Annotated in this window: 21 protein-coding genes and 2 pseudogenes; 10 read left to right on the forward strand and 13 right to left on the reverse strand. The window is 53.2% G+C overall.

Features of this window, described 5'->3' with window-relative positions:
* Positions 1–138 precede the first annotated feature (138 nt).
* From ACYBHZ_RS01780 to ACYBHZ_RS01790, 3 genes are read left to right on the forward strand one after another with little or no spacing between them, the layout of a single operon-like run.
* On the forward strand, positions 139–684 hold the full coding sequence (locus ACYBHZ_RS01780; RefSeq protein ID WP_460272465.1) for an SH3 domain-containing protein: 546 nt from the start codon (positions 139–141) through the stop codon (positions 682–684).
* Between the two features lie 6 nt (positions 685–690).
* Positions 691–1,680 (forward strand): capsular polysaccharide export protein, LipB/KpsS family, encoded by a 990-nt coding sequence (locus ACYBHZ_RS01785; protein WP_460272466.1) that lies wholly within the window; start codon positions 691–693, stop codon positions 1,678–1,680.
* Between the two features lie 26 nt (positions 1,681–1,706).
* Positions 1,707–2,585, forward strand: coding sequence for a cation diffusion facilitator family transporter (locus tag ACYBHZ_RS01790; RefSeq protein WP_460272467.1), 879 nt, complete (start codon positions 1,707–1,709; stop codon positions 2,583–2,585).
* Positions 2,586–2,631: 46 nt separating this feature from the next.
* On the opposite strand, the gene ACYBHZ_RS01795 is transcribed toward ACYBHZ_RS01790, so the two are convergent.
* The 6 genes from ACYBHZ_RS01795 to ACYBHZ_RS01820 form a co-directional block, all read right to left on the reverse strand.
* Complete coding sequence (locus ACYBHZ_RS01795) at positions 2,632–4,656, reverse strand: M3 family metallopeptidase (RefSeq protein ID WP_460272468.1); 2,025 nt, start codon at positions 4,654–4,656, stop codon at positions 2,632–2,634.
* A gap of 64 nt (positions 4,657–4,720) precedes the next feature.
* Entirely contained in the window at positions 4,721–5,761 is a 1,041-nt protein-coding gene (locus ACYBHZ_RS01800) for a HesA/MoeB/ThiF family protein (protein WP_460272469.1), read from the reverse strand.
* Complete coding sequence (gene dut / locus ACYBHZ_RS01805; protein WP_460272470.1) at positions 5,758–6,225, reverse strand: dUTP diphosphatase; 468 nt, start codon at positions 6,223–6,225, stop codon at positions 5,758–5,760. Before dut ends, ACYBHZ_RS01800 begins: the two co-directional genes overlap by 4 nt.
* A gap of 23 nt (positions 6,226–6,248) precedes the next feature.
* Positions 6,249–7,448, reverse strand: a complete 1,200-nt coding sequence (gene coaBC / locus ACYBHZ_RS01810; protein ID WP_460272471.1) for a bifunctional phosphopantothenoylcysteine decarboxylase/phosphopantothenate--cysteine ligase CoaBC — start codon at positions 7,446–7,448, stop codon at positions 6,249–6,251.
* A 95-nt stretch (positions 7,449–7,543) separates the two neighbouring features.
* The gene (locus tag ACYBHZ_RS01815; protein WP_460272472.1) at positions 7,544–8,365 is read right to left on the reverse strand and encodes a ChaN family lipoprotein; all 822 of its coding nucleotides are present in this window, start codon (positions 8,363–8,365) and stop codon (positions 7,544–7,546) included.
* On the reverse strand, positions 8,362–9,243 hold the full coding sequence (locus ACYBHZ_RS01820) for an RNA polymerase factor sigma-32 (RefSeq protein ID WP_460272473.1): 882 nt from the start codon (positions 9,241–9,243) through the stop codon (positions 8,362–8,364). The genes ACYBHZ_RS01815 and ACYBHZ_RS01820 overlap by 4 nt, the downstream gene beginning before the upstream one ends.
* Positions 9,244–9,365: 122 nt before the next feature.
* Between ACYBHZ_RS01820 and cobU the strand changes: the two genes are divergently transcribed.
* From cobU to ACYBHZ_RS01840, 4 genes and pseudogenes are all read left to right on the forward strand, one after another.
* Complete coding sequence (gene cobU / locus ACYBHZ_RS01825; RefSeq protein ID WP_460272474.1) at positions 9,366–9,914, forward strand: bifunctional adenosylcobinamide kinase/adenosylcobinamide-phosphate guanylyltransferase; 549 nt, start codon at positions 9,366–9,368, stop codon at positions 9,912–9,914.
* A complete protein-coding gene (locus ACYBHZ_RS01830) occupies positions 9,911–10,480 on the forward strand; it encodes a histidine phosphatase family protein (protein WP_460272475.1) in 570 nt (189 codons plus the stop codon). Before cobU ends, ACYBHZ_RS01830 begins: the two co-directional genes overlap by 4 nt.
* Positions 10,481–10,555: 75 nt before the next feature.
* A complete protein-coding gene (locus ACYBHZ_RS01835; RefSeq protein ID WP_460272476.1) occupies positions 10,556–11,242 on the forward strand; it encodes a glutathione S-transferase in 687 nt (228 codons plus the stop codon).
* 89 nt (positions 11,243–11,331) lie between these two features.
* A pseudogene (locus ACYBHZ_RS01840) lies at positions 11,332–11,976 on the forward strand (magnesium chelatase domain-containing protein); the annotation flags it as partial.
* Between the two features lie 352 nt (positions 11,977–12,328).
* On the opposite strand, the gene ACYBHZ_RS01845 reads toward ACYBHZ_RS01840, so the two are convergent.
* From ACYBHZ_RS01845 to ACYBHZ_RS01855, 3 genes are read right to left on the reverse strand one after another with little or no spacing between them, the layout of a single operon-like run.
* A complete protein-coding gene (locus ACYBHZ_RS01845) occupies positions 12,329–13,480 on the reverse strand; it encodes a 5'-methylthioadenosine/S-adenosylhomocysteine nucleosidase family protein (protein ID WP_460272477.1) in 1,152 nt (383 codons plus the stop codon).
* A complete protein-coding gene (locus ACYBHZ_RS01850) occupies positions 13,477–13,932 on the reverse strand; it encodes a response regulator (RefSeq protein ID WP_460272478.1) in 456 nt (151 codons plus the stop codon). The genes ACYBHZ_RS01845 and ACYBHZ_RS01850 overlap by 4 nt, the downstream gene beginning before the upstream one ends.
* Positions 13,913–16,915, reverse strand: a complete 3,003-nt coding sequence (locus tag ACYBHZ_RS01855) for a hypothetical protein (protein WP_460272479.1) — start codon at positions 16,913–16,915, stop codon at positions 13,913–13,915. The genes ACYBHZ_RS01850 and ACYBHZ_RS01855 overlap by 20 nt, the downstream gene beginning before the upstream one ends.
* A gap of 401 nt (positions 16,916–17,316) precedes the next feature.
* On the opposite strand from ACYBHZ_RS01855, the gene ACYBHZ_RS01860 reads away from it, so the two are divergent.
* A complete protein-coding gene (locus ACYBHZ_RS01860) occupies positions 17,317–17,883 on the forward strand; it encodes a recombinase family protein (RefSeq protein ID WP_460272480.1) in 567 nt (188 codons plus the stop codon).
* A 67-nt stretch (positions 17,884–17,950) separates the two neighbouring features.
* Here the strand turns inward: ACYBHZ_RS01860 and ACYBHZ_RS01865 are convergent, their stop codons facing one another.
* Positions 17,951–19,453 carry a tyrosine-type recombinase/integrase gene (locus ACYBHZ_RS01865; protein WP_460272481.1) on the reverse strand — a complete coding sequence of 501 codons (1,503 nt, stop codon included), beginning with the start codon at positions 19,451–19,453 and terminating at the stop codon, positions 17,951–17,953.
* Positions 19,454–20,125: 672 nt separating this feature from the next.
* Between ACYBHZ_RS01865 and ACYBHZ_RS01870 the strand changes: the two genes are divergently transcribed.
* Positions 20,126–20,905 (forward strand): hypothetical protein, encoded by a 780-nt coding sequence (locus tag ACYBHZ_RS01870; protein WP_460272482.1) that lies wholly within the window; start codon positions 20,126–20,128, stop codon positions 20,903–20,905.
* Between the two features lie 306 nt (positions 20,906–21,211).
* Here the strand turns inward: ACYBHZ_RS01870 and ACYBHZ_RS01875 are convergent, their stop codons facing one another.
* Positions 21,212–21,622 carry a hypothetical protein gene (locus tag ACYBHZ_RS01875; RefSeq protein ID WP_460272483.1) on the reverse strand — a complete coding sequence of 137 codons (411 nt, stop codon included), beginning with the start codon at positions 21,620–21,622 and terminating at the stop codon, positions 21,212–21,214.
* Positions 21,623–21,629: 7 nt separating this feature from the next.
* Positions 21,630–23,366: a recombinase family protein gene (locus ACYBHZ_RS01880; RefSeq protein ID WP_460272484.1), complete on the reverse strand. Its 1,737-nt coding sequence runs from the start codon at positions 23,364–23,366 to the stop codon at positions 21,630–21,632.
* 38 nt (positions 23,367–23,404) lie between these two features.
* On the opposite strand from ACYBHZ_RS01880, the pseudogene ACYBHZ_RS01885 reads away from it, so the two are divergent.
* Positions 23,405–24,289 (forward strand): annotated as a pseudogene (locus tag ACYBHZ_RS01885) (YifB family Mg chelatase-like AAA ATPase); the annotation flags it as partial.
* On the opposite strand, the gene ACYBHZ_RS01890 reads toward ACYBHZ_RS01885, so the two are convergent.
* Positions 24,282–25,172: an alpha/beta hydrolase gene (locus ACYBHZ_RS01890; protein ID WP_460272485.1), complete on the reverse strand. Its 891-nt coding sequence runs from the start codon at positions 25,170–25,172 to the stop codon at positions 24,282–24,284. The pseudogene ACYBHZ_RS01885 and the gene ACYBHZ_RS01890 sit on opposite strands and share 8 nt — an antisense overlap.
* Between the last annotated feature and the right edge of the window lie 6 nt (positions 25,173–25,178).

Genomic DNA, 25,178 nt, shown 5'->3' on the forward strand with positions numbered 1-25,178 from the left:
CCCTTTCTTTTTCATCACCATACTGGCAAACTGGATTGCATCCCGGCAAGGCGTAAAGGATAAGATCGGGATGTCATGAACAGGATGCGCACACAGAGACGCGCTCTTCATGTGAAAGCAGGCAGGTCAGAGTAGACAATGGTGCATAGCCGGGCGAACAGTGGTCGATTTTTCACGGGCCGTTCCCTGATCGGGGTTCTGCTGTTCTGTATGCTCTTGCTCGCCCCTGTTGTTGCGACGGCTGCCGCCAATCCGACGCGCGGGTCAGTGACCAACCTGCCCTTGCCGCGTTTCGTGTCTCTCAAGAGTGACAAAGCCAATGTGCGACGCGGGCCGTCCCTGTCTCACCGGATCGATTGGGTCTTTGTGAAACGAGGCTATCCGCTTGAGGTGATCGCTGAATATGGCCACTGGCGTCGTGTCCGCGACATCGAGGGCGCAACCGGCTGGCTGCACTATTCCCTGATTTCCGGGGTGCGCACCGCGCTTGTGAAGAGTGACATGATCGATCTCTATGCACGCCCCGATCCAACTTCGCGCCTGAATGCGCAGGCCGAAAAGAACGTCATCCTCCGTCTTCTTGAATGTGACGTCTCATGGTGCAGGGTCTCTGCCGGGGGGCAGAAGGGCTGGGCTCTGAAATCCGGGCTTTGGGGGGTACGTCCGGACGAAATTCTGGAGTGATCCCCAATGGAGCAAATCAAGTCCCCGCTCGCGGCGCGCAATATCCAGGCCGGATTAAAATCATGCGTCATTCACGCCTATGGCAGCTGGTATGACGCCATCGCGCAGGGGCGGCATGATTTCTTCACCAAACTGATGCCGAAGCTGACACAGAAAGGCATGTCCACCTATCTGGTGGAAGGGCAGTCCCGCAGCTCCCGCGCCCTGTTGGAAGCCGACCATTTCCACATCATCGTTGGTGGCCCCGCGATGTACGGCCCGACGATTTTGCACGCCTACCCTTCCTACCTTTGGGGCTTTTGGTATTTTGACGAGGTGGGACAAGGCCGGGACAGCTCGCTACGCTTTGCCCAATACACGCCCGATCCAGAGAAGCGCGCGGACGCGGAATATTTCTTCAACGGCGTGACCAGCTACATGCTCCGCGAAAACGTGTCCAAGCTGCGCCAAGAGCCGCGCATGGATGCGCCGTTGCGCCCGGCCAGCGCGACGATCCTGTGCCAGCCCCGCGAGACACGTACCCCCGGATCACATTATCTCACCACCGAACAGATGATCGCCACGGCGGCGACTTTCGACCGCGATGCGCTTGTCTATGTCAAACCGCATCCGCATCAAAGCAAACAGGGGCGGCGGCAAATTCTGGAATTCTGCCAGAACCACCCGAATGTGAAACTGTCAGACGCCTCGCTGCATGATCTGATCGAAGCCGCCCGTGTCGTGATCACGCAAAACTCCTCCTCTGGGTTTGAAGCCCTGATGCAGAAAAAGCCGGTCATCACCTGTGGCAAAAGCGATTACTGGCACGCCACACTGACACCGCGCAATGTGGCGGACCTGAAAGCCGCCATCGAGTTCGGCCCGGAAACCATGGCGGATTTCGATTTCGAGGGGTATTTCCACTGGTTCCTCGGTCGCAATTGCCTCGAACCTGCGAAAGACAATTTCACGGCCCGGGCTTGGGCCCGTATTCGGGACAAGCTGATGCTGGACTAAACCGCTCATAAGAGTCATGAGGGGCCATGCAGGACAAACATCTGAATCTCTCGGCAGGCCTCGCCTCCGTTTCTGTCGCGACCATTTTGGTCATTGCGAAAATCTGGGCGCTCAGTGCAACCGGATCGCTCGCGATCGCCGCGTCTCTGGCAGACAGCGCGATGGATTTGCTTGTGGCCTCTGGCGGCCTCATGGCGATCTGGTATGCCTCGCGCCCGCCGGATGAGGATCACACATTCGGCCATACCTCTGCCGAGGATTTGGCGGCACTGGGACAGTCCATCTTCATTCTGGTGTCCGGCGGCGTAATCGCAGTGACATCCGTTCGTCGCCTCCTGAACCCCGTTCCGATGGAAATGACATCCGAAGGCATCGGCGTTGGCGTCATGGTCCTGTCCATCGTGCTGACCATCGCGCTGGTATTTTGGCAAAAACACGTTGCCAAGCGGACCCGCTCAAAAGTCGTCTCCGCCGACAGCCTGCATTACATCGGTGACCTGATCCCGAACATCGGCGCGATTGCCGCCCTGCTCGCCTCATCGCTGTTCGGCTTTGACCGTCTCGACAGCGTGGTCGCCCTCGCCGCCGCTGCCATTCTCGTCGCCGGGGCGCTCAAAATCTGGAAAAGCGCCTGGGATGCTTTGATGGACCGGTCCGCGCCGCAGGACATGATCGAAGACATCGAAAAAATGGCGCAGGCCTATCCCGGTATCTATGCCTTTCACGACCTGAAAACGCGGATGGCCGGGTCCAAGCCCTTCGTGAACATTCATATCGAAGTGAATGGCGATCAGCCCCTGCGCGAGGCCCATGCGATCTCTGCCGGACTGAAACGTCAAATCCTTGAGGCCTACCCGACCGCCGAAGTGATCGTTCACAAGGACGTCGCTGGCGAGGCGGACTAGTCCGCCTCGCGTGTGAGTATTTCCGGCAGCAAAGGAAACGAAGGTCTCACTCTGCCGCGAGCAGCCCGCGTCCTTTGAGCAGCGCCTCAACACCCGGCATCCGACCGCGGAAAGCCGTGTAGAGCGCTTCGGCATCCTGTGCGCCACCTTTGGAGAGGATGTTCTCCTCAAGGCTTTTGGCCATCGTCGGATCGAAAGCAGAGGTTTCCTCAAACGCCTCGAACGCATCTGCGTCCATTACTTCCGACCACATGTAGCTGTAATACCCCGAGCTATACCCGTCGCCCGAGAACACATGCGAGAAATGCGGCGTGGCGTGGCGCATGGTGATCGCATGAGGCATGCCCAGTTTGGCAAGGATCTCGCCCTGCGCTGCCATCGGATCTTTCGGGGCCGGGCCGTCGTGGAATTCCAGATCGACCAGAGCCGAGGCGACATATTCGACGGTGGCAAAGCCCTGATCATAAGTCTGGGCCGCGAGCAGCCGGTCGAGCATATCGCGCGGCATCGGTTCGCCGGTTTTCGCATGGGTGGCGAATTCTTCGAGAACCTCCGGCACTTCCAGCCAGTGCTCATACAGCTGGCTCGGCAGCTCGACGAAATCGCGCGCAACCGAGGTGCCGGAAATCGACTCGTAGGTCACGTCAGAGAGCATTTGGTGCAGGGCATGCCCGAACTCATGAAACAGCGTGCGTGCATCATCATAAGATAGCAAAGCCGCTTCCCCTTTCGGCGGTTTGGCAAAATTGCACACGTTGAGCACAATCGGGCGAATGTTCCCCATGAGCTTTTGCTGGCTGCGCATCGCCGTACACCATGCGCCAGACCGTTTCGAGCCCCGCGCAAAATAATCCCCGATGAATACGGCGATATGCTCGCCGTTCCGCGTCACATTCCAAGCCCGCGCATCCGGGTGATAAACCGCCATGTCGAGTGCTTCGAATTCCAGCCCGAACAACCGGTTCGCACAGGTGAAAGCCGCCTCGATCATGCGCTCAAGCTGCAGATAGGGTTTCAGCTCCGCCTCATCGAGATCATGTTCGGCCTTGCGGCGGATCGACGAATAATAGCGCCAGTCCCAAGGCTCCAGATCGCCGTTCACCCCGTCCTCGGCCATCATGTCGGAGAGGATCGCCGCATCACGCTCCGCAGCTTCTTTTGCCGGCGTCCAAACCCGCTTCAAAAGATCGCGCACATGCTCCGGCGTCTTCGCCATTTCGGTTTCGAGCTTGTAGGTCGCGAAATTCTCGTAACCCAGAAGCTTGGCCCGTTCTTCGCGCAGCTCCAAAATCTCTTTCGCGATCTCGCGGTTGTCATTGGCATTGCCATTCTCACCGCGTGCGACCCAAGCGCGGAAGGCCTTTTCCCGAAGATCGCGACGTGGGGAGAATTGCAGGAAGGGCGTGATCAGGGAGCGCGACAGGGTAACGACCGGGCCGTTCGCGCCCTTTTCTTCGCCAGCCGAATGTGCGGCATCGACCACGAATTGCGGCAGGCCTTCCAGATCATCCTCAGACAGCTCCATGAACCATTCGCGCTCATCCGCCAAAAGGTTCTGGCTGAACTGGGTGCCAAGGGTCGCAAGGCGCGATTTGAGCGCCGCCATACGGTCCTTGTCCGCCCCCTCAAGCTTCGCACCAGAGCGCACGAAAGAACGACGGGTGAGCATCAACACCCGCTGTTGTTCGTCGGTCAGATCGAGCGTGTCACGCGCCTGCCAGAGTGTCTCAATCCGCTCGAACAGCGCCGAATTCGCCGTGATTTCCGAAGAGTAAGCGGAGAGCATCGGGGAAAACTCCCGCATCAGCCCGTCCCGCACATCATTGGTGTCCGCCCCGGCCATGCCGTAAAACGCGCCCAAGACTTTGGACAAAGTCGCATCGGCCTTTTCCAAAGCTTCGATGGTGTTGGCAAAGCTCGGTGCCTCGGAATTTTCTGCGATCGTTTTGATCGCCGCGCGGCCCTCTTCCAAGGCGGCCTCGACGGCAGGTTTGACGTCCTCATCGCGCAGATCGGCGAAGGGCGGCAGGTTGAAGGGCGTATTCCACTCGGACAGGTAAGCGTTGATCATGCATGTCTCCTTTGCAAACAAAGCTATGCTTCGCCGGAGCCAAGGAAAAGGGGCAGTCGCGACTTTACACGTGGTTTTGCGCTCCGCAGATCGGGCAATCCTCGCGCCGCGCGATCTTGATGCTCCGCGTCTCGGCATAGAGCGCATCATAGATGATCAACCGCCCTTGAAGACCCTGCCCCGCGCCGGTGATTTCCTTCACCGCTTCCATCGCCATCATGGTCCCTAAGATGCCCGGCAACGGCGCGGCAACGCCGGCTTCGGCACAGCTCGGCACCATGCCCGGCGCTGGACGTTCAGGGAACACACATTGATAACAAGGGCCATCTTCATGCGGTTTATAAGTGCTGATTTGACCTTCCCATTGGGTGATCGCCGCAGCAACCAAGGGCTTGCCGTGCGTGACACAGGCCCGGTTCACCAGATAGCGCGTGTCGAAATTATCGCTGCCGTCTAGGATCAGATCGTATTCCGCGACCAGATCCAGCGTGCTGTCATCAAAGGCCCGGTGATAGGGCCGCACCTCGATAAATGGGTTCTGCGCCTTCATCGCCTCGGCGGCGGAAAACACTTTCGGCATTCCCAGCCGATCATCCCTATGAATCACCTGCCGTTGCAGGTTTGATGCCTCGACCACATCCGGGTCGATCACACCGATCACACCGACGCCCGATGCGGCGAGATACTCCAGAACCGGCGCGCCAAGCCCGCCCGCGCCGATCACAAGCACCTTTGCTTCTTTGAGCTTTTTCTGCCCCGGCCCGCCGATCTCCCGCAGGAGAATATGGCGCATATACCGATCCAGTTCCGCCGGGCGGAACGATCCGTCATCGACCTGCTCTTCAACAGGCTGCGCCTTGCGGCGGAGCGCCGAAAGCGCCGCGCGGTAGCCGATGATGAGAAGCCCGGCCCCGCCAAGCACCAGCCATTCGCCCAAAGTCCCGCCAAGGCTCACGCGCAAGGCATGCCCCTCGGGCAAGACGAAAAGCGCAAGAAGAACAGCAAGATACAAAACCCCGATCATCGCCCAACGCGCCCGCATCGGCGCGCCGGTCAGCCATCCGATGCCCCAAAGCACAGCCGCGATGATCAGGAAGAAAGTCATTTCCGACCGGTCGAGCCAAACCCACCCGTACCGCGCGCGGTGTCTGTCAGGCTCTCGACCACTTGGTAATCGCCCTGTACCACAGGCGCGACAATCATCTGCCCGATCCGCTCCCCATGGGTGACATGGAACGGTTCTTGGCCGTGATTGATCAGGATAATACCGACCGGACCGCGATAATCCGCATCGATCGTGCCCGGCGTGTTGACCAAAGAAATCCCGTGCTTGAGCGCCAGCCCGGAGCGGGGGCGCACCTGCACCTCATAACCTGCCGGAATTTCCATCGCGAAGCCCGTCGGAATCAGCGCGCGTGCGCCCGGCGCAAGTACAACGCCTTCTGCGCGTTTCTCTGGCGGAAAATTCGCGCGCACGTCGCCACCCGCCGCATGTGCCGTCTCGTAAGACGGCAATTTGATCTCGGGATCAGCCCCGTCGAGCCATTGGATTTTAATCTCTACGCTCATGTCTTCCTCAATGATCCCTAAATTTAGTTTCCGGTCAGATGGTCGGCGATACGATACGCCAGTTGGCGCGCGACCTCGTCTTTGCCCATGCGCGGCCATTCATCGGCGTCGCGCTCCGTGATCAGGGTCACGGCATTTTCCGAACCGCCCATGATGCCGGTCGCAGGCGAGACGTCATTGGCGAGAATCCAGTCGCAGCCTTTGCGTTTGCGCTTTGCGGTGGCATGCGCGATCACATCGTCGGTCTCAGCGGCGAAGCCAACGACCAGTCGCGGACGGCCTTCCGTCATTTGGCTCACCCCGGCCAATATGTCGGGATTTTCGGAAAACTCCAAAACGGGCAGCTTTCCCTGTTGTTTTTTGATTTTTGACCCACTCTCCGACGCCACGCGCCAATCCGCTACTGCGGCCGCGAAAACGGCTGCATCGGCAGGCAAAGCGGCCTCGACCGCGTCTTTCATCTCACGCGCGGTCTCCACCGGAATCACCCGCACGCCGCGCGGCGGTGCGACATCGGCGGGGCCCGTGACAAAGCTCACATCCGCGCCAAGATCGCGCAGCGCCTTGGCAATCGCCGTCCCCTGCGCGCCAGAAGAGCGGTTGGCGATATAGCGGACCGGGTCGATCGGCTCGTGGGTCGGACCGGAGGTGACGAGGATATGTTTGCCCTTCAAAGGCCCTTCGGTCAGCGCGCGTCGGATCGCCGCAATGATATCGGGCGTCTCGGACAAACGACCAGGACCGAATTCGCCACAGGCCATTGTCCCTTCTTCCGGGCCAACAAAGAGCACGCCGTCCTCTTGAAGCTGCGCAACATTGCGTTGGCAAGCGGGATGCTCCCACATCCGCACATTCATCGCGGGGGCGAGCAGAACGGGCTTGTCCGTTGCCATCAAAAGCGTGGAGGCGAGATCATTCGCCAGACCGCACGCCATCTTACCCAGAAGATCGGCGGTCGCCGGTGACACGACGACAAGATCAGCGGCGCGAGACAATTCGATATGTCCCATCTCCGCCTCATCCGTAAGGTCGAACAGATCGCGATAGACCTTCTCGGCAGAGAGCGCAGACACGGACAGCGGCGTTACGAATTCTTCGGCGGCTTTCGTCAGAACCGGCACAACGCGCACCCCTTGCTCGCGTAAACGCCGGATCAGATCGAGCGATTTGAACGCCGCGATGCCGCCGCCAATGATCAGCAGAATGGTTCGTCCGTTCATCATGACAGCTCTCCCTCGCCCGCGACGGCTATGACGGTGCTTTGACACGTCCCGTTTCGAAGATTGGTTCTAAGCCAAGGCCGCGCCTGAGACAATGGTCAGCCCTGATCGGACATGGAGGTCGCAAAATCGGCGCAAGGATCATCCCTTTCGACCGGCTCCGTCACCAACCATAAATCATAAGGCGGGGTCTCGTCCGGGAGGCCTTCTAACTGACCGATGGACAATACGGTCACGTTCGGGGCCGCCAAGGCCAAGACGGACGGCATTCCCCAATCTGTCCGCGCATGGCCATTTCCCGTGATCACCGCCACAGGGCCGCCGGTCTCGGCATAGGCCCGGAGCACAGTTTGCGAGAAGGCCGCATCGCGAAGCCTTTGCGCCTCGACCATGCCCGACATCATCTCCAGCGGCATGGCGGCGCAATGGGTCTCGTATTGCATTTGCTCGCGTGTGGACTGGATTTCGGCGGGCAAAGGGGTCTCAAGCCCAAAGCGTCCGGCCTCATTCCCAAAGACCGCCGCCGCTCCTTCAGTGAAGGCACGCCGCACGTCTTCTCGCGGCAAGGCTGCGCCGTAGATCGGCGCATCACTGGCGGCAAAAATGCCGTAATACATGGAGAAATTCGGCCAGCCGGACATCTCCCAGTCCAAAGCCTCGGACAAGGCCTCCTCATTGGCGCGCAGCTCCGGCGTGATCCGCGCGGCCTGCTCCGGCGTCAGCATTTCAAACACCACAGCCTTGGGCGACAGGACCTTGATCGCCGTCGCCTGATGCGTGTGGTGGATCGGATTGTCATGAATTTCGCCAAGGATCACGACATCCGCCGGAGGCAACTGGGACAGGGCCTCCAGCGAAATTTGATCCGAAAAAGCGGGACTCGCGGCGAAAATCGCCGCAACAAAGAGCAAGCATTTCATGAGAAGAAATGCTGCACCTCGCCGCGATGGGTTTCAAGGGTCACCCGCATTTTTTGCAGGGCTCCCGCTTCGAGCTGCCGCACGCGTTCCTTGGAGAGCGACAATTCCTCACCAAGGCTTTCGAGCGTGCGCGGCTCGTCCGACAGTTTACGGGCGCGCAGGATAAATTGCTCGCGCTCGCTGAGTTTCCCCATCGCCTCACCCAACCATGTCTTGAGCTGGGCCTGATCATGGGCTTCCCCGACCTGTTCGGCAGTGGTTTCCCCGTCATCGGCGAGCGTGTCGATCCATTCGCGCCCCTCTTCCTCGCCCGACTGTTGCGCGTTGAGCGAAAAGTCGGAGCCGGACAGACGCCCGTCCATCATCTCCACATCGCGGAGCGGAACGCCGAGGTCCATGGAGATCATCTGCAAAAGCTGATCCCGATCAAGCACCTCACCCTGCGCCATAGCTTCGCGCTCGATGCGCGCCTGAACGCGGCGCATGTTGAAGAACAGAGATTTCTGCGCGGAGGTCGAGCCGGTGCGCACCAGAGACCAGTTGCGCATGACATAGTCCTGAACAGAGGCCTTGATCCACCAGACGGCATAGGTCGAGAAACGCACGCCCCGGTCGGGGTCGAACTTCTCGGCAGCCTTCATGAGCCCGAGACCGGCCTCTTGAATAAGATCGTTCATCGGGGCGCCGTAGCGCTTGAATTTCGCGGCTGTGGAAATTGCCAGACGCATGTAAGCCGTGATTAGACGGTGCAAAGCCTGCTCGTCGCGCTCATCTCGCCAAGCGCGTGCAAGCTGAAGCTCCGTTTCAGCATCCAGCATTTCCGCTTTCATCGCCCGCCGCGGCAGGGCGTTGTCCGATGCAGTCACATCGAGTGCCATTGTAACCTCCTGTTAAGGTTTCTGTGCGCTCTGGCTCAACTCACAGGCGGGTCCCATGGCTTTTGGCCGTTTGCGAGCGGTGGCTACTCCTGATACGCAGAGCCTAACAAATCGGATGAAAAATGGATCTCACGATCATGTGCACAAATATGACAGTCGTGCTTGGCGGCGCCTCTTCGGGAAAGTCCGATTTTGCCGAAAAAATATGCGTAAACAGCAACTTGAGCCTCACCTACCTTGCCACTGCGCAGATGTTTGATGAAGAAATGCGCACAAAGGCTGAGCGACATCGCACAAAAAGAAGCTCCAACTGGTGCACAATTGAAGAACCCTATGCTGCCGATCAGGCCATTTCCCGCGCGAGCGAAGGGGAAATCCTACTGTTTGACTGCGCGACGCTATGGCTGACGAACCATCTCTTGGCCAATCATGACATTGATTTTGAGACCGAGAAGCTATTGGCGGCGATCCGCACCACAAAGGCTGAGATCGTCATTGTCTCCAATGAGGTCGGCCTTGGCATCGTCCCAGAAAACACCCTCTCCCGCCAGTTTCGCATCGCTCAAGGCGAGCTGAACCAGCGTTTGGCACGGGAGGCCGACACGGTCGTCGGCGTGATGGCGGGGCTGCCCTTCGCGCTGAAAGGCACATTGCCGGAGGGGGTGGTATGAGTCGTCTCTGGCTGATCCGGCACGGGCCGACCCATGCGAAAAGCTTCGTCGGCTGGACCGACCTGCCTGCCGATCTCTCCGATCATGCGGCCATCGCTCGATTGGAACAAGCACTGCCGCAGGTTCCTGTGATTTCTTCCGACCTGAGCCGGGCGGTCGACACCGCAAGCGCGATCCAGAACACCCGACACCGCTTGCCCCATGATCCGCGCCTGCGGGAAACCCACTTCGGCGACTGGGAAATGCTGGAATGGGCGGACATTCAAAAGCGCGATGGCGATCTGGCGCGGCGTGTTTTTGAAACGCCCGGCGACATCGCCCCACCGGGAGGCGAAAGCTGGAATGGTTTCTCAGCGCGGGTCCATGCCGGGATCAACACGCTTGAAAGCGAGACCATCGTTGTCGCCCATATGGGGGTCATCCTCGCACTCTTGCAAAAGGCCCTGAACTGCACGGCCTATGAAGCAATGGCACATCAAATCGATCCGCTGTCCGTGACTTTGATCGATTGTCCTGCAGGTATCTCTGGGGATTGGTCTTGCACGCAAATAAATCACAAATATTGATACATTAATGTGCAATTATTAATTTTTATGATGTGAAATTCTCACATAAGATTCTCCTGACAACAGGAGGTTCTCATGTCTTACGATCTTTTCATCGGTGATAAAACATTTTCAAGCTGGTCTCTGCGCGGATGGCTCCTGTTTGAAAAATTCGGCATCCCTTTCCGCGAAATCATGGTCGGCCTGTATAGCGGCACCATGAAGGAAGACCTCGCGCCCTTCTCCCCGGCGCGGTTCGTGCCCACCGTGCGCACGCCAGAAGGCTGGGTCATCGGCGAAAGCATCGCACTTGCCGAAACCCTCGCCGAACGCCACCCGGAAGCAGGCCTTTGGCCGGCAGATGCCGAGGCCCGCATTTACGCCCGCTGGCTCGTGGCCGAAATGCATGCCGGGTTCAGCGCGCTCCGCGATGCCTGCCCCATGCAGCTCTTGCACCAGTACGCATCCTTTGACGTCGCCCCGGGCGTGCAAACCGATCTCGACCGGCTGGAGCTTGTCCTCGGCCATGCGTTTGAACGGTTCTCCGATGATGGACCATGGCTATTTGGGCCCTATAGCGCGGCGGATGCCTTTTATGCCCCTGTCGCAGCGCGGATCGCGGGCTATGGATTGCCCGTCTCCGAACGTCTGACCGCCTATGTCAACGCGCATCTGGCGGACCCGGCATTCCGGGCTTGGCGTGCGGATGGCCTGAAAATCAGCTACGATCCCGTCCCCTACGCGCTGGATCTGCCGACCACAGCTTGGCCGGAAAGCCTCTAAGCGCACACCGCGCCCCTGCCTCGTTAACCAATTCCTAACCATGCCTGCGCTAGCACGGATGTGTATTGGTTAACGGGAGTTCTCAGGCCATGGTCGCACGGACCTTCTCCGTCGCCTTCGAGGGCGTCGACGCGCGCCCCATCGAAGTGCAATGCGCCATCGCCCCCGGCCTGCCGAGCTTCACCATCGTCGGCCTGCCGGACAAAGCGGTTACTGAGGCCCGCGAACGGGTCCGCGCTGCCTTGGCCTCTATGCAGATTGCCCTGCCCTCCAAGAAACTTGTCATCAACCTCTCGCCCGCCGATCTGCCAAAGGTCGGATCGCATTTCGATCTCCCCGTCGCCATTGCCATTCTCGCGGCAACCGGCCTGATCCCCGAAGAGAAAGCCGCCGAGACGCTCTCCCTTGGCGAACTGGCGCTGGACGGCTCCCTCGTCGCCGTCAACGGCGCCTTGCCCGCCGCATTGAAAGCCGCCGAACTGGACTGCGTTCTCGCCTGCCCGGAGGCCTGCGGCGCGGAAGCCGCATGGGTCGGCGCAACGCCAGTCTACGGCGCCAAAACACTGGCGCATCTCTTGCGTCATTTCACCGGTGATCGCCCCATTCACGAGGCCCATCCGGGCGAAGTCACCCTGCCAAATCACGCCCGTGACCTCCGCGATGTGAAAGGGCAGGAAAAAGCAAAACGCGCGATGGAGATCGCCGCAGCGGGCGGACATCACCTGTTCATGTTGGACGCAATAAAGCAACCCGCAGATATTGCCCAGATGGAAGCTTGGGACACCCATACAAAACTTGTTTTTTACAATATTATCAAACCAACAAATGATAATTGGTATAAGAAAATTAGCCCTATAGATGAGGACGATTGCTTCTAAGGAGCATTGTTTCTTCTGTGACCCTAGACCCAACCAAAGCCCAAAAAGAATAAACGAGATTCACAAATTCACTTCATCAAGAATGATCTCATGAAGCGTGATAAAACGCTATGCGAAGGTAACTGCTATCGTTCATCCCCAGTTTTGATCCATGGAGACATATCTTTCAAATTCACCATTTAAAAACGCGCCGCATCGGCTCTGCGTTTCATTTGTTCCGATCACCAAAGAATTCACGGATCACCTTAGTAACGAACTTCGCTGAAATATGTGAACCGTACTCGTGCAGCGAGTCATCTTTTTTTGCGTCTGCAAGATCAACAACTACTTTCGCAGCAAAAACCGCAGTACCTGAACCAGAGAGGTGTGCGGAACGATAAATTGCATAAGCTTCCATATCCAAACCAGCAACTTTCCGATGATACTGGGAAACGTTTTCCATAAATTCCTTGTTTGCGATAACCGCTGATCCACTTGTGAAGGGCGCCATCTTCGGCACGGCAGGACAACTGGGCCTATTTTTCTGCCAACCATCCTCTAAACTTGCCAGAATATCCTCAGACTCTATTAGCCCCCAAATCACTGCCCTCAATTTCTCTTGAATTGGTATTTGGTATGGCTCAGCCTTAAATCCATCACCAGTCCATTTCCCGCTTTGGTACTCATAGACAGGATCAGCGACGAGCAACTGCCCCATTAAAGCATTACCCGAGAACCCCCCGCAAATCCCCGACATTGCAACAAGCTTCGGAGAATAGCTCTGAATGCATTTCCCTGCCGTTACAGCCGCATCAACAAGTCCCATTTTTGGCAGTTCTATTACTGCCCCGCGCTTTCCTTCAATTTCTACATCGAAACGCGTCACCCCTCCACGCGTAGAAATACCCCCCTCGCCTTCCAATAAAGTCGCATATGGCACACGCTCTTCGCGCAGCGCGGTAAAGATAAGGAAATCAAACTTCTCCCTTGCAGCGCTCTGAAGCAACAGGACCTTCAAAGCCCCTTGCCAGGTCGCAGGCTCGTGGTAACTCGCCAAGATACACCCCTGACTTTCGAATCTTTGCCGTATATTTTCAAATTCTTCTGGATACGCGCTAATGGCCAAGGACTTTACGTGGCCACCACTTGAACCTGCAAGCTGTTGCAGAATCCCCAAGCCATTCAAATGAGGCTCGGCCCCTTCATAGGCGGGAATCCTAATATCTATGATACAGATGTCTATTTCTTCAGTGAGCTTCGAACCAAACTCTGCAAGATTTCGCGCGATTTTGATGTCGCCTTCCGGCACACCTTCCGTTTTTAAGAAACCAACGAGCTGCTTTAGCTTACTGTTATCGTCTTCGGTGATAAGAATCTTCAAATTAGTTGCCTCAACAAATGTTCTATCTTGGTTCGGTTCAATGGTGATTTGTATTTATAAAGGACAGCACCGACTACCTCCTGCCCATACATTTTCTTAAGTGCGATCTGAGCTTTACCTATTTTGACCCTTCTACCACCCAGAAATATGTCCGGGTACTGAGTGACGATCATGACACGCTGGAACTTATTCAGAGCCCGCAAGGTTCTAAGAATTTCAACTCCACCCAATGCTTGATCAAGACCGCCATCACTCGAATTCTGGCCAACAGAAAACGTAGGGAGCGCCATATCGAGAACGATAAGATCGTAATCGTCGTTTGAAACCAATTCGATAGCCGATTTTACACTATCGGAGACCTGAAGATTGAGCCGTTCTCCAAAGAAAGACTGCAAATGACCTGAGAGTTCGTCTCTCTTGTGGGGTTCGTCTTCAATCAACAGGATTTTCACTGTTCCTAACCTCCTCAGCAGAAATTTCCACTTTAAGCCCGAAGATTATTTCTACCTCGTCACCTACAGACACAAATTCAACGCTACTCGCACCCAAATTGAGTTTGGTAAGGTACTTCAGCTTTTTCAAACCAGAGTATCCCTCGGTCACCATATCCCTCCCAGTTTCCGCCGAATCTAATGCCGCCTGAATTCGAGCAATCGACGCCTCAACTTTATCCTCGGGAATCTTCGAGAGAACCGAAACTCGGAGATTATGCAAATTTGTTCCGATTATCGGCTGTGAGCTGGCATTAACGGTTACTTCACCCAAGTTCACACCGTGCCTCACAGCGTTTTGCAGAACAACAGCGAGGCAATCGTATAGTCGATGCACACTAATGCCATAGTACTCGGTTGCTAGCCGATTGCCGGTGACAACAGTCGGCGACTCTGAGCGCCCAATTTCCATGTCAATTATTCGGCAAATGTCGTTGATAGTGGCCGACACAAATCCGGTATCCGGACGCCGAAACCAGCTGGCGACTTGTGAGAAAACTGCGTCAATAGCTTCATTTAGCTCAACTCGGACACGTTGCTGCTCTGGTCCAGAAAACCTCCCGGCCATTGCCTCCAAGGACTGTTTAACATCACCAGACATCCTTATTTTGATTTCTCTCGATGCATTGTCCAACTGCGGCGAAATCTGCTCCCAACAAAAAGCTATCATTAAGTCTGGTAACATCTCCGGACCAGAGAGCTTCAGAGCTTGTGTTAAGTTGTCAACGCCCCTTCTTGTTGCGGAGTCACTGAAATCTAGTGTGGGGTCAAAAAGCGCGAAGGGCTTTCCCTCTGATTTGAACTGAAGAAACTCTTTTCTCATCCGGTCAATGTAGATGCGATATGCAGACTTCCATTGAGAAATTGCGTCGCCAAACCTTGTCTGAGAAATTACAGGGTGAAAAACTGGTTTACTAACCACTGCATCTACCGGATCAAGCATTACGCCATGCAGCGTATTGTGCCTAATTCGCCTCCCGAGATATGACTCGATCCCAAACTCTGGATTGATGCAAAACTCTCGGAATGCCTCTTGAGCAATCTGCTTCACGATATGATCAACCGTATTTGAGACTTCAACAACTGGAACCTTGCGGGTCTGCCCCGTCAGACTGTCTTTTACATCAGCTATGGCTGCCAAGCGCGTCACCAGTTGAGGTAGTAGCTCTTTATAATGCTGGGTGTATGCCGAAGGGTTTGCAGCAAGCCAATCGCCCATCGCAACAGAGTCCACGAACATTCTGCTACCATCGAAATACTTACGCAATCCTGAAACTTTGGAACGAGTTTCGATTGCCTCTGCTTCGATAATGTATTCGATCCGGTTGAGCGCAAAACCAACGGAAGTTAATATCTGCTTCCTTACCTGCCCTGCCTGCTGAGAAGAACTAACAAGGCGGTACATTTTTTGCAGTGTTGCATCATCAAGCGATGAAGACAGATAGCTTGCGATCTGCGGATTATCGGTTGTAAGCTCCGCAATAAAATCCGGAATATTCCCTGCGAAGTTCTCGATGATATAATCTTCGAGTTTAAGCCTGTACTCAAAGTCGACATCTGGGTCTGAGGAACGCCCTCTAAACAATGCAAGCGCGAGAACAGAGACTAAGGCCCTAGTATCTTCCGACGCACTCATATGCATAGTTTGCAGCTCTGCTTCAGTTAGAAGAGCATCAAGACCCACTGTGTTATTGAAAAGAAATTTTACCTCATTCTCACTGAGTAGTGACAGCTGGCCCTTATCCTGCACGTAGCGAAGGAAGAGATATGTTCGATAAAATGTGTCCACTTTTACATTGTCATGGCCATGCTCAAAAACATCAAAAACTTCACTTGGTTTCATGAGCACGCTCAAGTTTTCATAAGGCTCAGATGGCCAATCTTTGCCTTTTGCAATTAGCGAGACGACGAACCGATACCCAATGACACGATCTAAATCATTTCGGAACCGAGCGAGGACAGTGAACTCCAGAAAGGCGGAGCTCTTCTTGTAGCATTCCAAAGAGCGATCCAGTTCGGCACCCAGGTTTTCCACGAGAAGCGGGCACTCAGATTTATCTACACTGTCCTTCGCCAACAGGAGTTGATGCAGCAAGTCCTCGCTTAGAACCTGGGCAACTACATGCTCCAGATTTGGGAAGCGATCACGTAGACTCCAAATCACCCACAGAGAGTAAACTGCATCTAACAGACTCGACTCTACTGCCCTGTGCAGAAACGAAGCGGCGTCTGCGCTGGAGAACGGTGTTGCAACAAGATTATTTAAACTGTGACTACGGCGAAAGTTGCCAGAAAACACGTGGCGAAGAGTATTTGTATGCCTTCGAGCTATCGAAAATAGAGACAGATTTTCCTTCATGTATTCCATGGCGCTGAACTGAAGCGCAGGACTGTCTCTATGCCCGACGATATCATCTATCTCATTGAGTACAGACAGGGTTGCAGCATCGCCAGTCGACACATGTTTTAGATACGCTACCTTGAACGCGAGGTAGCTCGAAGCGCCCCACTCTTTAGCGCAAGCAAGCAGAGCGCACGCAGCATCTAAGTGTTCAGTATTCCAAGCCCCAGAGATTATCTCAATCGTACCAATTGCTTTAGAAGTTTCTTCGGGCCAAGCATTCAAAAAACCGCACAAATAGGCTAGTTCGAGTTCGAATGCCTGCTCAGGAGTAGTGTAGGTTTCCCAAACATCCTTCTGAACCAACCCCGTAACGGCGCGCCCTCTGAGACCGTATGGTGCCTCTAATAAGCTCGCGGAAACAGCCATATCCTCCACGTTATTGTTACGCCGGATAATTTCTATGGAGCGTGAACTAACTCCATTTTGAGCGATATATGAAATTGCTCCACGAATTTCGTTGCGACGTGACCTGCTAAAACGGCGCAAAAGCGCCAATGCGCTTGGCGAGACATGGCTCTCGCCGTTCTTAAAGCTCAACATCTTCTCCCCTCAAACATTTAAGATAAAGTATTTCAGGAGCTTAGGTAAGCACACAAAGAGTGGCTGGCGCAATGCTCTGCGCGCTTCGCAAAACTCCTAGCGCTTTTGATTTTTCTTAAAAAGTAGGGCTTCCACCTCCGAAACACCGTTCATGTGGTCATTGAAGATTCCGAAATTAGAAATCTCTTGGTAATTCGACTTTGCAATGAATGGCTTCACCCCCCGAACACCATTCCCTGTGTCAGAATTTAACTAACCCTACCTCATTTCCGAACTTCAACATCATAAATTCTCAATAGGCCCTGCCTTATAGAGGCCTTAGAAAGGTGTCTCAAAACTATTGAAAATGTACTCATGTGAGACAATTATCAAAATATACATAGACTCTATGGAGATTCGTCATGTTGATTGGGTACGCGAGAACATCAACTTTTGAGCAAGATGCTGGATTACAAGCCCAAGTGAGAGACCTAGAAGCTTTTGGTTGTGACGTGATCTACAAAGAACAGGTTTCTTCTGTTGCGGAACGCCGAGAGCTAGAGAGCGCAATTAAATCTCTGCGCCCAGATGACAAGTTGGTAGTTACCAAACTAGACCGTTTGGCACGTTCAGTTCGTCACCTTGGCGAACTCCTAGATACCCTCGAAGGCAAACGGGCAGAATTGGTCATTCTATCTATTGGTGGACAACAAATCGACACTACGACTGCCACCGGACGTCTCATGCTCAATGTCATGAGTTCTGTTGCCCAGTTCGAGAGAGAAATGATGCTGGAACGACAGCGAGAAGGAATTGCGAAGGCAAAAGCAGAGGGCAAATATACTGGCCGCAAGCCTACTGCTATGGCCAAAAGTGAAGCTGCGATGTCTTTGCTCGCTTCGGGAATGCCCAAGGTTAAAGTGTGTGAACATTTGGGGATTAGCCGAGCTTCCCTGTATAGGATTCTTAGCAAGTCGAAACCGGCGTGAAGCTATTCTGAATACAGATGTGCAACGGACCCGGCCATTTCCAGATTTTAATTTTGAGACAAGCTTACTATTGACGTCGCCCTATACGTTCCGCAGCGTCAAACACTTCGGCGACCTCGCGCACTGGCGATGTAAATGATCTCTTTGGCGTAGAGGTCGGTTGCGCAACCGATGCATATTCACGCCAATCGTCCTTCTGCAATGTGGTCCATAGCTTGCTTAATTCATTTTTCCGCCGCAACATTTCAGCTCTTTGTGCCTCGCTCAACGGACTGAAGCGGCGGCGGACCTGCTCTTCTCGATATTGATCGGCCAGATGACCATAAGTGTTGCTTACCGTCGTGCTATTTGAGTGCCCGAGCTGCTTGGCGACCACTTCAATAGATACACCTCGGCGTATTAGATCGCTTGCATACGTGTGTCTCAGACCATGAAATACGAATTCTTTGGGCAGGCCTGCCTTCATCACCGCACGTCGAAACAATTGCGAATGTTGTCGCCGCCAAGGCTTGCCTTTTTCAGAATGCAGAACGAGTTCTCCTCCTGACTTGCCTTCGCATTTCGACAAGAAGAAAGCCATTCCTTCATCGGGGAGGAAAACGAAGCGTGCAGGTGATCGCTTGAAAGCATCTATTCGAAGACCAAATCCCTGCTTGCCGACATCATCAACAATTAGCCTTCCCAGCTCCCCAACACGACAGCCACTGTATAGTCCAGCAAGCACTAAGTCCTTAAGCGCTGGGGAGCATGCATTCAGAAGGCGACGACATTCCTTGCGATCCAGGAAGAGTGTTCGAGGGCTGTGATTCACCGATATTCTTTTAAGGCATCGCCAAGGCCGCTCTGTTTCGATCTCTGCATTGTCCCATGCATGCCGAAATGCCATCTTGAGTATAGACACCAATGAATTGAAGGTTCGTTTTCGACGCCTTAACTCATCGGGTGTTAATGATACACTTCCAACTCGCCGTTGCCGTTCCATGAAGCCATACCTTGGAGGTGTCTCAAGAACTTGTTGCGCGAGTTTTCTCAGGTGTTTTGCCGAGAATTCTTCCAGAGGCAAGTTAGCAAAGTCTGGAACAATGTGGTAATTGATCAACACAAGATTGTTGTAGTGCCCTCCAGTGGAGCGAGCTAAGCGCGTCCACTCAGTATAGTCCCTTAGTGCATGCCCTACTGTATAGACATCTCCGATAGGACAGAAACTGACAGCATTTATCCGTCCAAGTGCTTTGGGTTCATTGGCTAGGGCTCTCACAGCTCCAGAGTCAAACCATTCAAATGCCCTTGCAATCGCAGTCCGGTAATCAATTGCACCTTCGCCTCGATCTATCGCCGGTCCAACGCACTTCTGCTTGTAGAGCTTGTCTTTTGTCAGAATTCGCGCAGTCCAGTTGCAAAGTATATTGTCGGGGCGATGGATGCCGATATGCCGACAGCGGTAGAGCGAGTGCCAATATGGCGTAGGTCGGATGCCAAGGTTCAAGACACTCTCATGCTCAGCGAACCTACAAGGATTGATCAGATGTTCGGTCTTGAGGAATTGATCTGCGATACGCAAATACGACATCGGAACGCCCTCCCATGTATATGCTGATCTTGAACATCATACCAGATATCGTCTCCCGTTGAGATTTTTTCTTATCCGGCCCGATTTACCTTTTTTTAATCATTTTTCATTAACCGTAACTCACAGAAATTAGTGAGGGCAGAATGAACGAGTGTCGAGAGAAGCGCCTTGAAGAAGCTCTTTTGGAATATGTCGAGCTCTATGGGGCCTCAGAAAAGGTACGAACCATTTACTATGAAGATTCTGGAAAACACGAGGATGACCTAACGAACACAAAAGATGCCGCCTCGTTGATCAAGCCCCCCAGCAGTTGAACTGGTATAACAATTTTCTCAAGCTAGTGTTGTGTGGTCATTTTTTTAAAATATTGAAATGTATAAATAAATTGACATGTTCGACCAGATTTGATAGACTGAAGAGTATAAATACACCTAGAGAATTGGTGTATCGGGAAGCTTTTGATCTATTGATGATCTCGCTTTCAGTTCCCCTATAAAATTCCTGAATATTTGGAACTTTTGGGGTCTTCGAACCATCCATCTTGACGAGCTTGTGAGCCGAAGGAAGGCCACAAGAAGGAGAGAGTTTAGACTAAGCTTGTGGCTTGAAATGCAGATGCCATGCATCATGCAAATGGATGTTTATTATTAATAACAAGGAGATATGAAATGTATGATTACGAAACGAAATTTAGATAGAGAAAGTAGAAAAACAATATTTGGAATTCAAATTTTGAGTTTGGCAATTGCACATTGGCCAAAAGAAGAGTGGAAAAATATAGATCAGAGAATGCTATTTCTTACCGTACATGTTCCACAGCAAGACCAAATCGAAGAGCTAATGAATGTAACCTATAGTAAGGTTAGAAAGGTATTTGGCTTTAAAGATAAAAATACAGAAATCGCCATGATTTCAGCTGGAGATTTGAAGGGAACCAGACATCATGCAGTTGGCTTAACTGATGATGATGGGCCTCATTTCCATGCGATTGTTATTTTACCAAATTTTTTAGTCCAGCAGCATGGATTTGATTGGTGTCATATTGAACGAGAAATTTGCTTATCAATCTTGGAGATCAAAGAAATTAAGCAATTATTTGGTTTGGGAGGCCTTCTTCCCGTCCATGTTGAAAGAATGAGTTTTGATGACAGGGATGTATTCACTGCGATCGACTATGTTTTGAAGGCGGGAAAGAATTACACTCAACTGATGGGAAATAATTCAGCACATCTCATCTTTCCATTTGAGCAATTTTCGATAGGGAAGCGGGAGCATCTCAATGAAGAGCGTGTTCGGCTCAATATGCACTTATTGAGAGAGAGCTTTTTTCAATTTCCCCAAAACCTCACCGTTAGACCCTTTGAAGAAGAGGCCATTGATAGATTTTTCGCTTCAAAATCTGATGTTGAAAAACAAGAAGTGTTTCAAAAACTATATCGCTTAATTGAGTAGGCGGAACTCTCAGCTTCCATAAATATGTATATACATACATTAAGAAATTGGAGAGCAAGAATGGCTATAATTTATAGGAAAACTTTTAAACCTGTGCACGTCAACATGGATGCAGAATTATTAGGGCGTTTGGACGAATACCGATGCTCGGAGCGCTCAAGAACCCAGCTAATACATGAAGCGATCGAATTGTATTTGGAAAAACTGGAAAACCCGCAGGAGACAAAAGGAATCTGGAAAATGTTGAGAAATTGAGGGCCTTAATTATGGGGGGGGGGGGTAGCTCACTCACAACGCTGGAAAGCTTCAATTCTTATTCCAGCTGCGCCTTTCTTCGATTGCGAAGGCGGCGCAGTTTAGAAAATCTACCTCCTCTTCAGTCAAGATACGCCGATAGATTTGGAGGCGTGCTAGGTTTTCCTGAATTTCGGCTTGTGCATCCCCGGATTTTAAATGTCTGTTTCCATTCAGGTCCGCTTCGAGCTGGTCCAATCGTTTTTTAAGCTTTTGCTTTGCTTTCAAGAGTTCTCCGTCATGTGCTGGATAGGCAATCCACCATGCTAACGACGCAGCTCCGCCACAGCTGAACCGACTTCCGCTTGTTTCAAAATACTCATGATCTGAGCATAGCTGTATTTCGATCTCTTCATCAGATTCTCCTCCTTCATCTTTCGAGAAAATTCTACTCCCCCCAAAAAATTCTCGGTGTATTAACATACTCCCCTTACTGTAATGTCTGCTTCATAAAGCCGAAGACATTTTCATCGCTATGATATGTCGCATTATCGTGCGGCCAAACAATCCGCTTTGTATCATTAGTAAAAACAACTTCATAATATCTGGAAAATTCGTTGTAATGCCGCTTTCCCGATACGCTCTCCAAATAGCCCTCTATATCTTCTGAAGAAAAGTAACCTTTTGATTTTACCTCATTTATAAACTTGGAAGGTAAAATATCCCATTCCCACGGATACGCTTTATGACCGTTATAAACACTAATACTTGCAATATTTCGCTTGATGATATCCGCCATCTCCGATCTGGCTAAACGCCGATCCTCTTCCCCAATTTCACTCAACATTCTTGATAGACCAACAAGTGTGTCTTGATCCGCTTGTTGGTTGCTCTGCGTAATCTCAACAAGCCTCATTTCAAGTTCTGATATTTCTCGTTCTGCGCTCTGAATCTCCTCAGCCAACACAGAAGAACGCTTTGTTAGAGTATCCAGCATCATATCTGGAAGATTGCCACGTTCAAAAGTTTCAACAATGTTGTAGAAACCATTCGTATGCGTTCGCAATTCTGCCTGCTTCGCTTCGATTTGGTCCTTCACTGTCTCTACTTCACCAGCCCCAGATTTTGAAAAAATGTGACCAAAAGAAATGTCAGAAACGAATTCTAAGAAAGACTTCTCAAATTCATCGTAGCGCCAAGCAGGACAATCGCAGGCAGAAGAAGTGACGGACGCGTGGCACCTTAGATATGTGTAACCTTTTGGCGGCTTGCCCTTGTTTTTGAACATCATTGTTCCCCCGCATTTGCCACAAATGGCAATTCGTGAAAACAGGTTGGAAATCACCTTTCCTTTTCTTCCTCCATTGCTCTTCCTGCTATCTTTGCGAGATTGGGCTAGGTGGAAGGTCGTTTCATCGATGATTGGCGGGTAGTAATCATGCCAAATTTCACCTGTTGGAATGCGTTTTCCGTTCACTTTGTTGTTTGGGCGGAAAATGCCAATAACCGCCTCATTGCGCAAAATTTTTGTGACGTAACTAGAATTCCAAACTTTCGATTGTGCGATTGGTTCGAAATTGTCGTTCATAAAACGTGTGATTGAATAGATACCCATTCCGCCAACGGACAATTCATAAATTTTTCGAACAGCGTCAGCTTTAGGTTCATCAATTATGAACGACTTGCGATCTGCCGCAAGCGTGAGCCAAGCAGGACATTTTTTAGTTAGCTTGATGTTTGAACTAACTTTTCTCTTTTCCGCCCAAGCAGATTTAACGCGCTTTGATTTTGTTTCAGACTCTTCGTTTGCCCTCACCATTGCCACATACGACATCAGAAATTTGAAAGGTTCTGCTTTCAAAATTTCACGGGAGTATCTTTGACCATCGATCAAAGTAACAACTTCAATACCAGCATTGATGATGTTCGATAGTTGCTGCTGCGCTAAAAACGGTTCTTGACGTGAAAGGCGGTCTAGAGATTCAACAATAAGAACCGAGTCTTTTTCCACTTCACCAGCTTCGATAGCTGCAAGAAATTGTGAGAAAGCCCCTTCCGATATGTTTTTCCCCGAATAGGCAGATACGCCAATATCTTCGATCTGTTCGACTAGCTCTAATCCGTTGTCATCAGCATATTTTTTTGATGCTTCCATTTGGCGACGAATTCCGTCACCTTTCAATTGAATGTCAGATGAAATTCTCAAGTAAGAATAAGCTTTTGTCATAGTGAGTATACTAAACGCTTGCTGGTTGCTTTACAACACACACCATCTTCATGGTCGGCACGCCCGGTTCCGGAAAATCCATGCTGGCCGCACGCCTACCCACAATCTTGCCGCCACTGTCGGCTCAGGAAGCCTTGGAAACCTCGATCATTCACTCGCTTGCCGGACTTCTCGACGAAGGCGGCATTTCCCGCGCACGGCCCTTTCGCGAGCCGCATCACACCGCCTCCATGGCCGCCATCGTGGGCGGGGGGCGCGGCGCGCAGCCCGGCGAAATTTCCCTCGCCCATAACGGCGTCCTGTTCCTCGATGAGCTTCCCGAATTCCCGCGCCCCGTGCTCGAAACTCTGCGCCAACCGATTGAGAGCGGTGAGGTGATGGTGGCCCGCGCCAATGCACATATGCGCTACCCGGCGCGCTTCATGCTGGTCGCCGCCGCCAACCCCTGCAAATGCGGTTACCTGCCCGATCCGGAGCGCGCCTGCGCCAAGGTGCCAATGTGCGGCGAAGACTATCTTGGCCGCATTTCCGGCCCCTTGATGGACCGGTTCGACCTTCGCCTCGATATGCCACCCGTGCAGTTTCAAGACCTCGACCTGCCACCGTCCGGCGATGATTCCGCAACCGTCGCCGCGCGCGTCGCTGCCGCCCGGACGCTACAATCGCAACGCTATGACGGCACGGGGCAACGGGTGAATGCTCAAATCGAAGGGCGCCTTCTCGAAGAGGTCGCGACGCCCGATACTGAGGGGCGTGAGATTTTGCAAAAGGCCGCCGAACGGCTCGGCCTGTCCGCGCGCGGCTATCACCGCGTCCTGCGCGTGGCCCGCACCATCGCGGACCTTGCGGGCGATCCTGACATTCGCCGCCCCCATCTCACCGAAGCCTTGAGCTATCGTGTGGTATCCGGCCTGCTCAATTGAGCGCCGTAATAAAGCCCGCCGTCTCTTCAATCGCCTGGCGCGCCTCCGGAAACATCCCGTCGAACATTTGCCAGACATGCGGCGCGCCCGGTGTCAGGTGAAAAGTCACCTCTGCCCCTGCGCCCCGAAGATGATCCGCCATCCGTGCGCTGTCATCGCGCAGAATTTCGCAATCGGACGCCTGAAGCAGGACCGGAGGGCAGTCAGGAAAAGGCGCAAAAAGGGGCGAGACAGTGGGACACCGCGGATCACTGTCGCCCAGAATCATCTGCGTCAAATGCGGCGCGCGCTCTGCCGGGAAGAAATGATCCAGCTCAGCATTCTCCGTGATCGATGGGCTTGAGAGCGTCAGATCCGTGAAGGGCGACCAGCCGAAGGCACCTGCGGGCGGGGTTCCCCTTTGGCAAAGCTCCGACAACAGCGTGAGCGCCAGCCCGCCCCCGGCACTGTCGCCGCCAATCACGATGTCTTTCGGTGCAAATCCCGAATTCATCAGCGCCTGCCAGACGGATTGCGCATCTTCGAAGGCGGCGGGCAAAGGATGCTCCGGTGCCAACCTGTAGGCCGGAAGAAACACAGGACGGCCAGCGCATTTTGCCAAACGCCATGCGAGGCGCTTATGCGTTTGAGGGCTTCCGGCAATATAGCCGCCCCCGTGAAAAAACAGGATCACGCGCTGATCGTCACTTCCCGGTGGCTTGATCCACATCCCCGGCAAGCCCAGCGCATCGCGATGAACCTCCGTATCCGGCGGCACGAAAATGGCGGCTTTCGCCGCCAGATCGGCCCCTTCTCGCAGAGGCACAGGATTTTGCGCATGGGTGAATGCGGTTTTCACGATGGGACGCAGCGCACCCGCAAACAACCGCATTCTCAAACTCATGCTATC

It is taken from the genome of Celeribacter sp. ULVN23_4 (assembly GCF_054788345.1).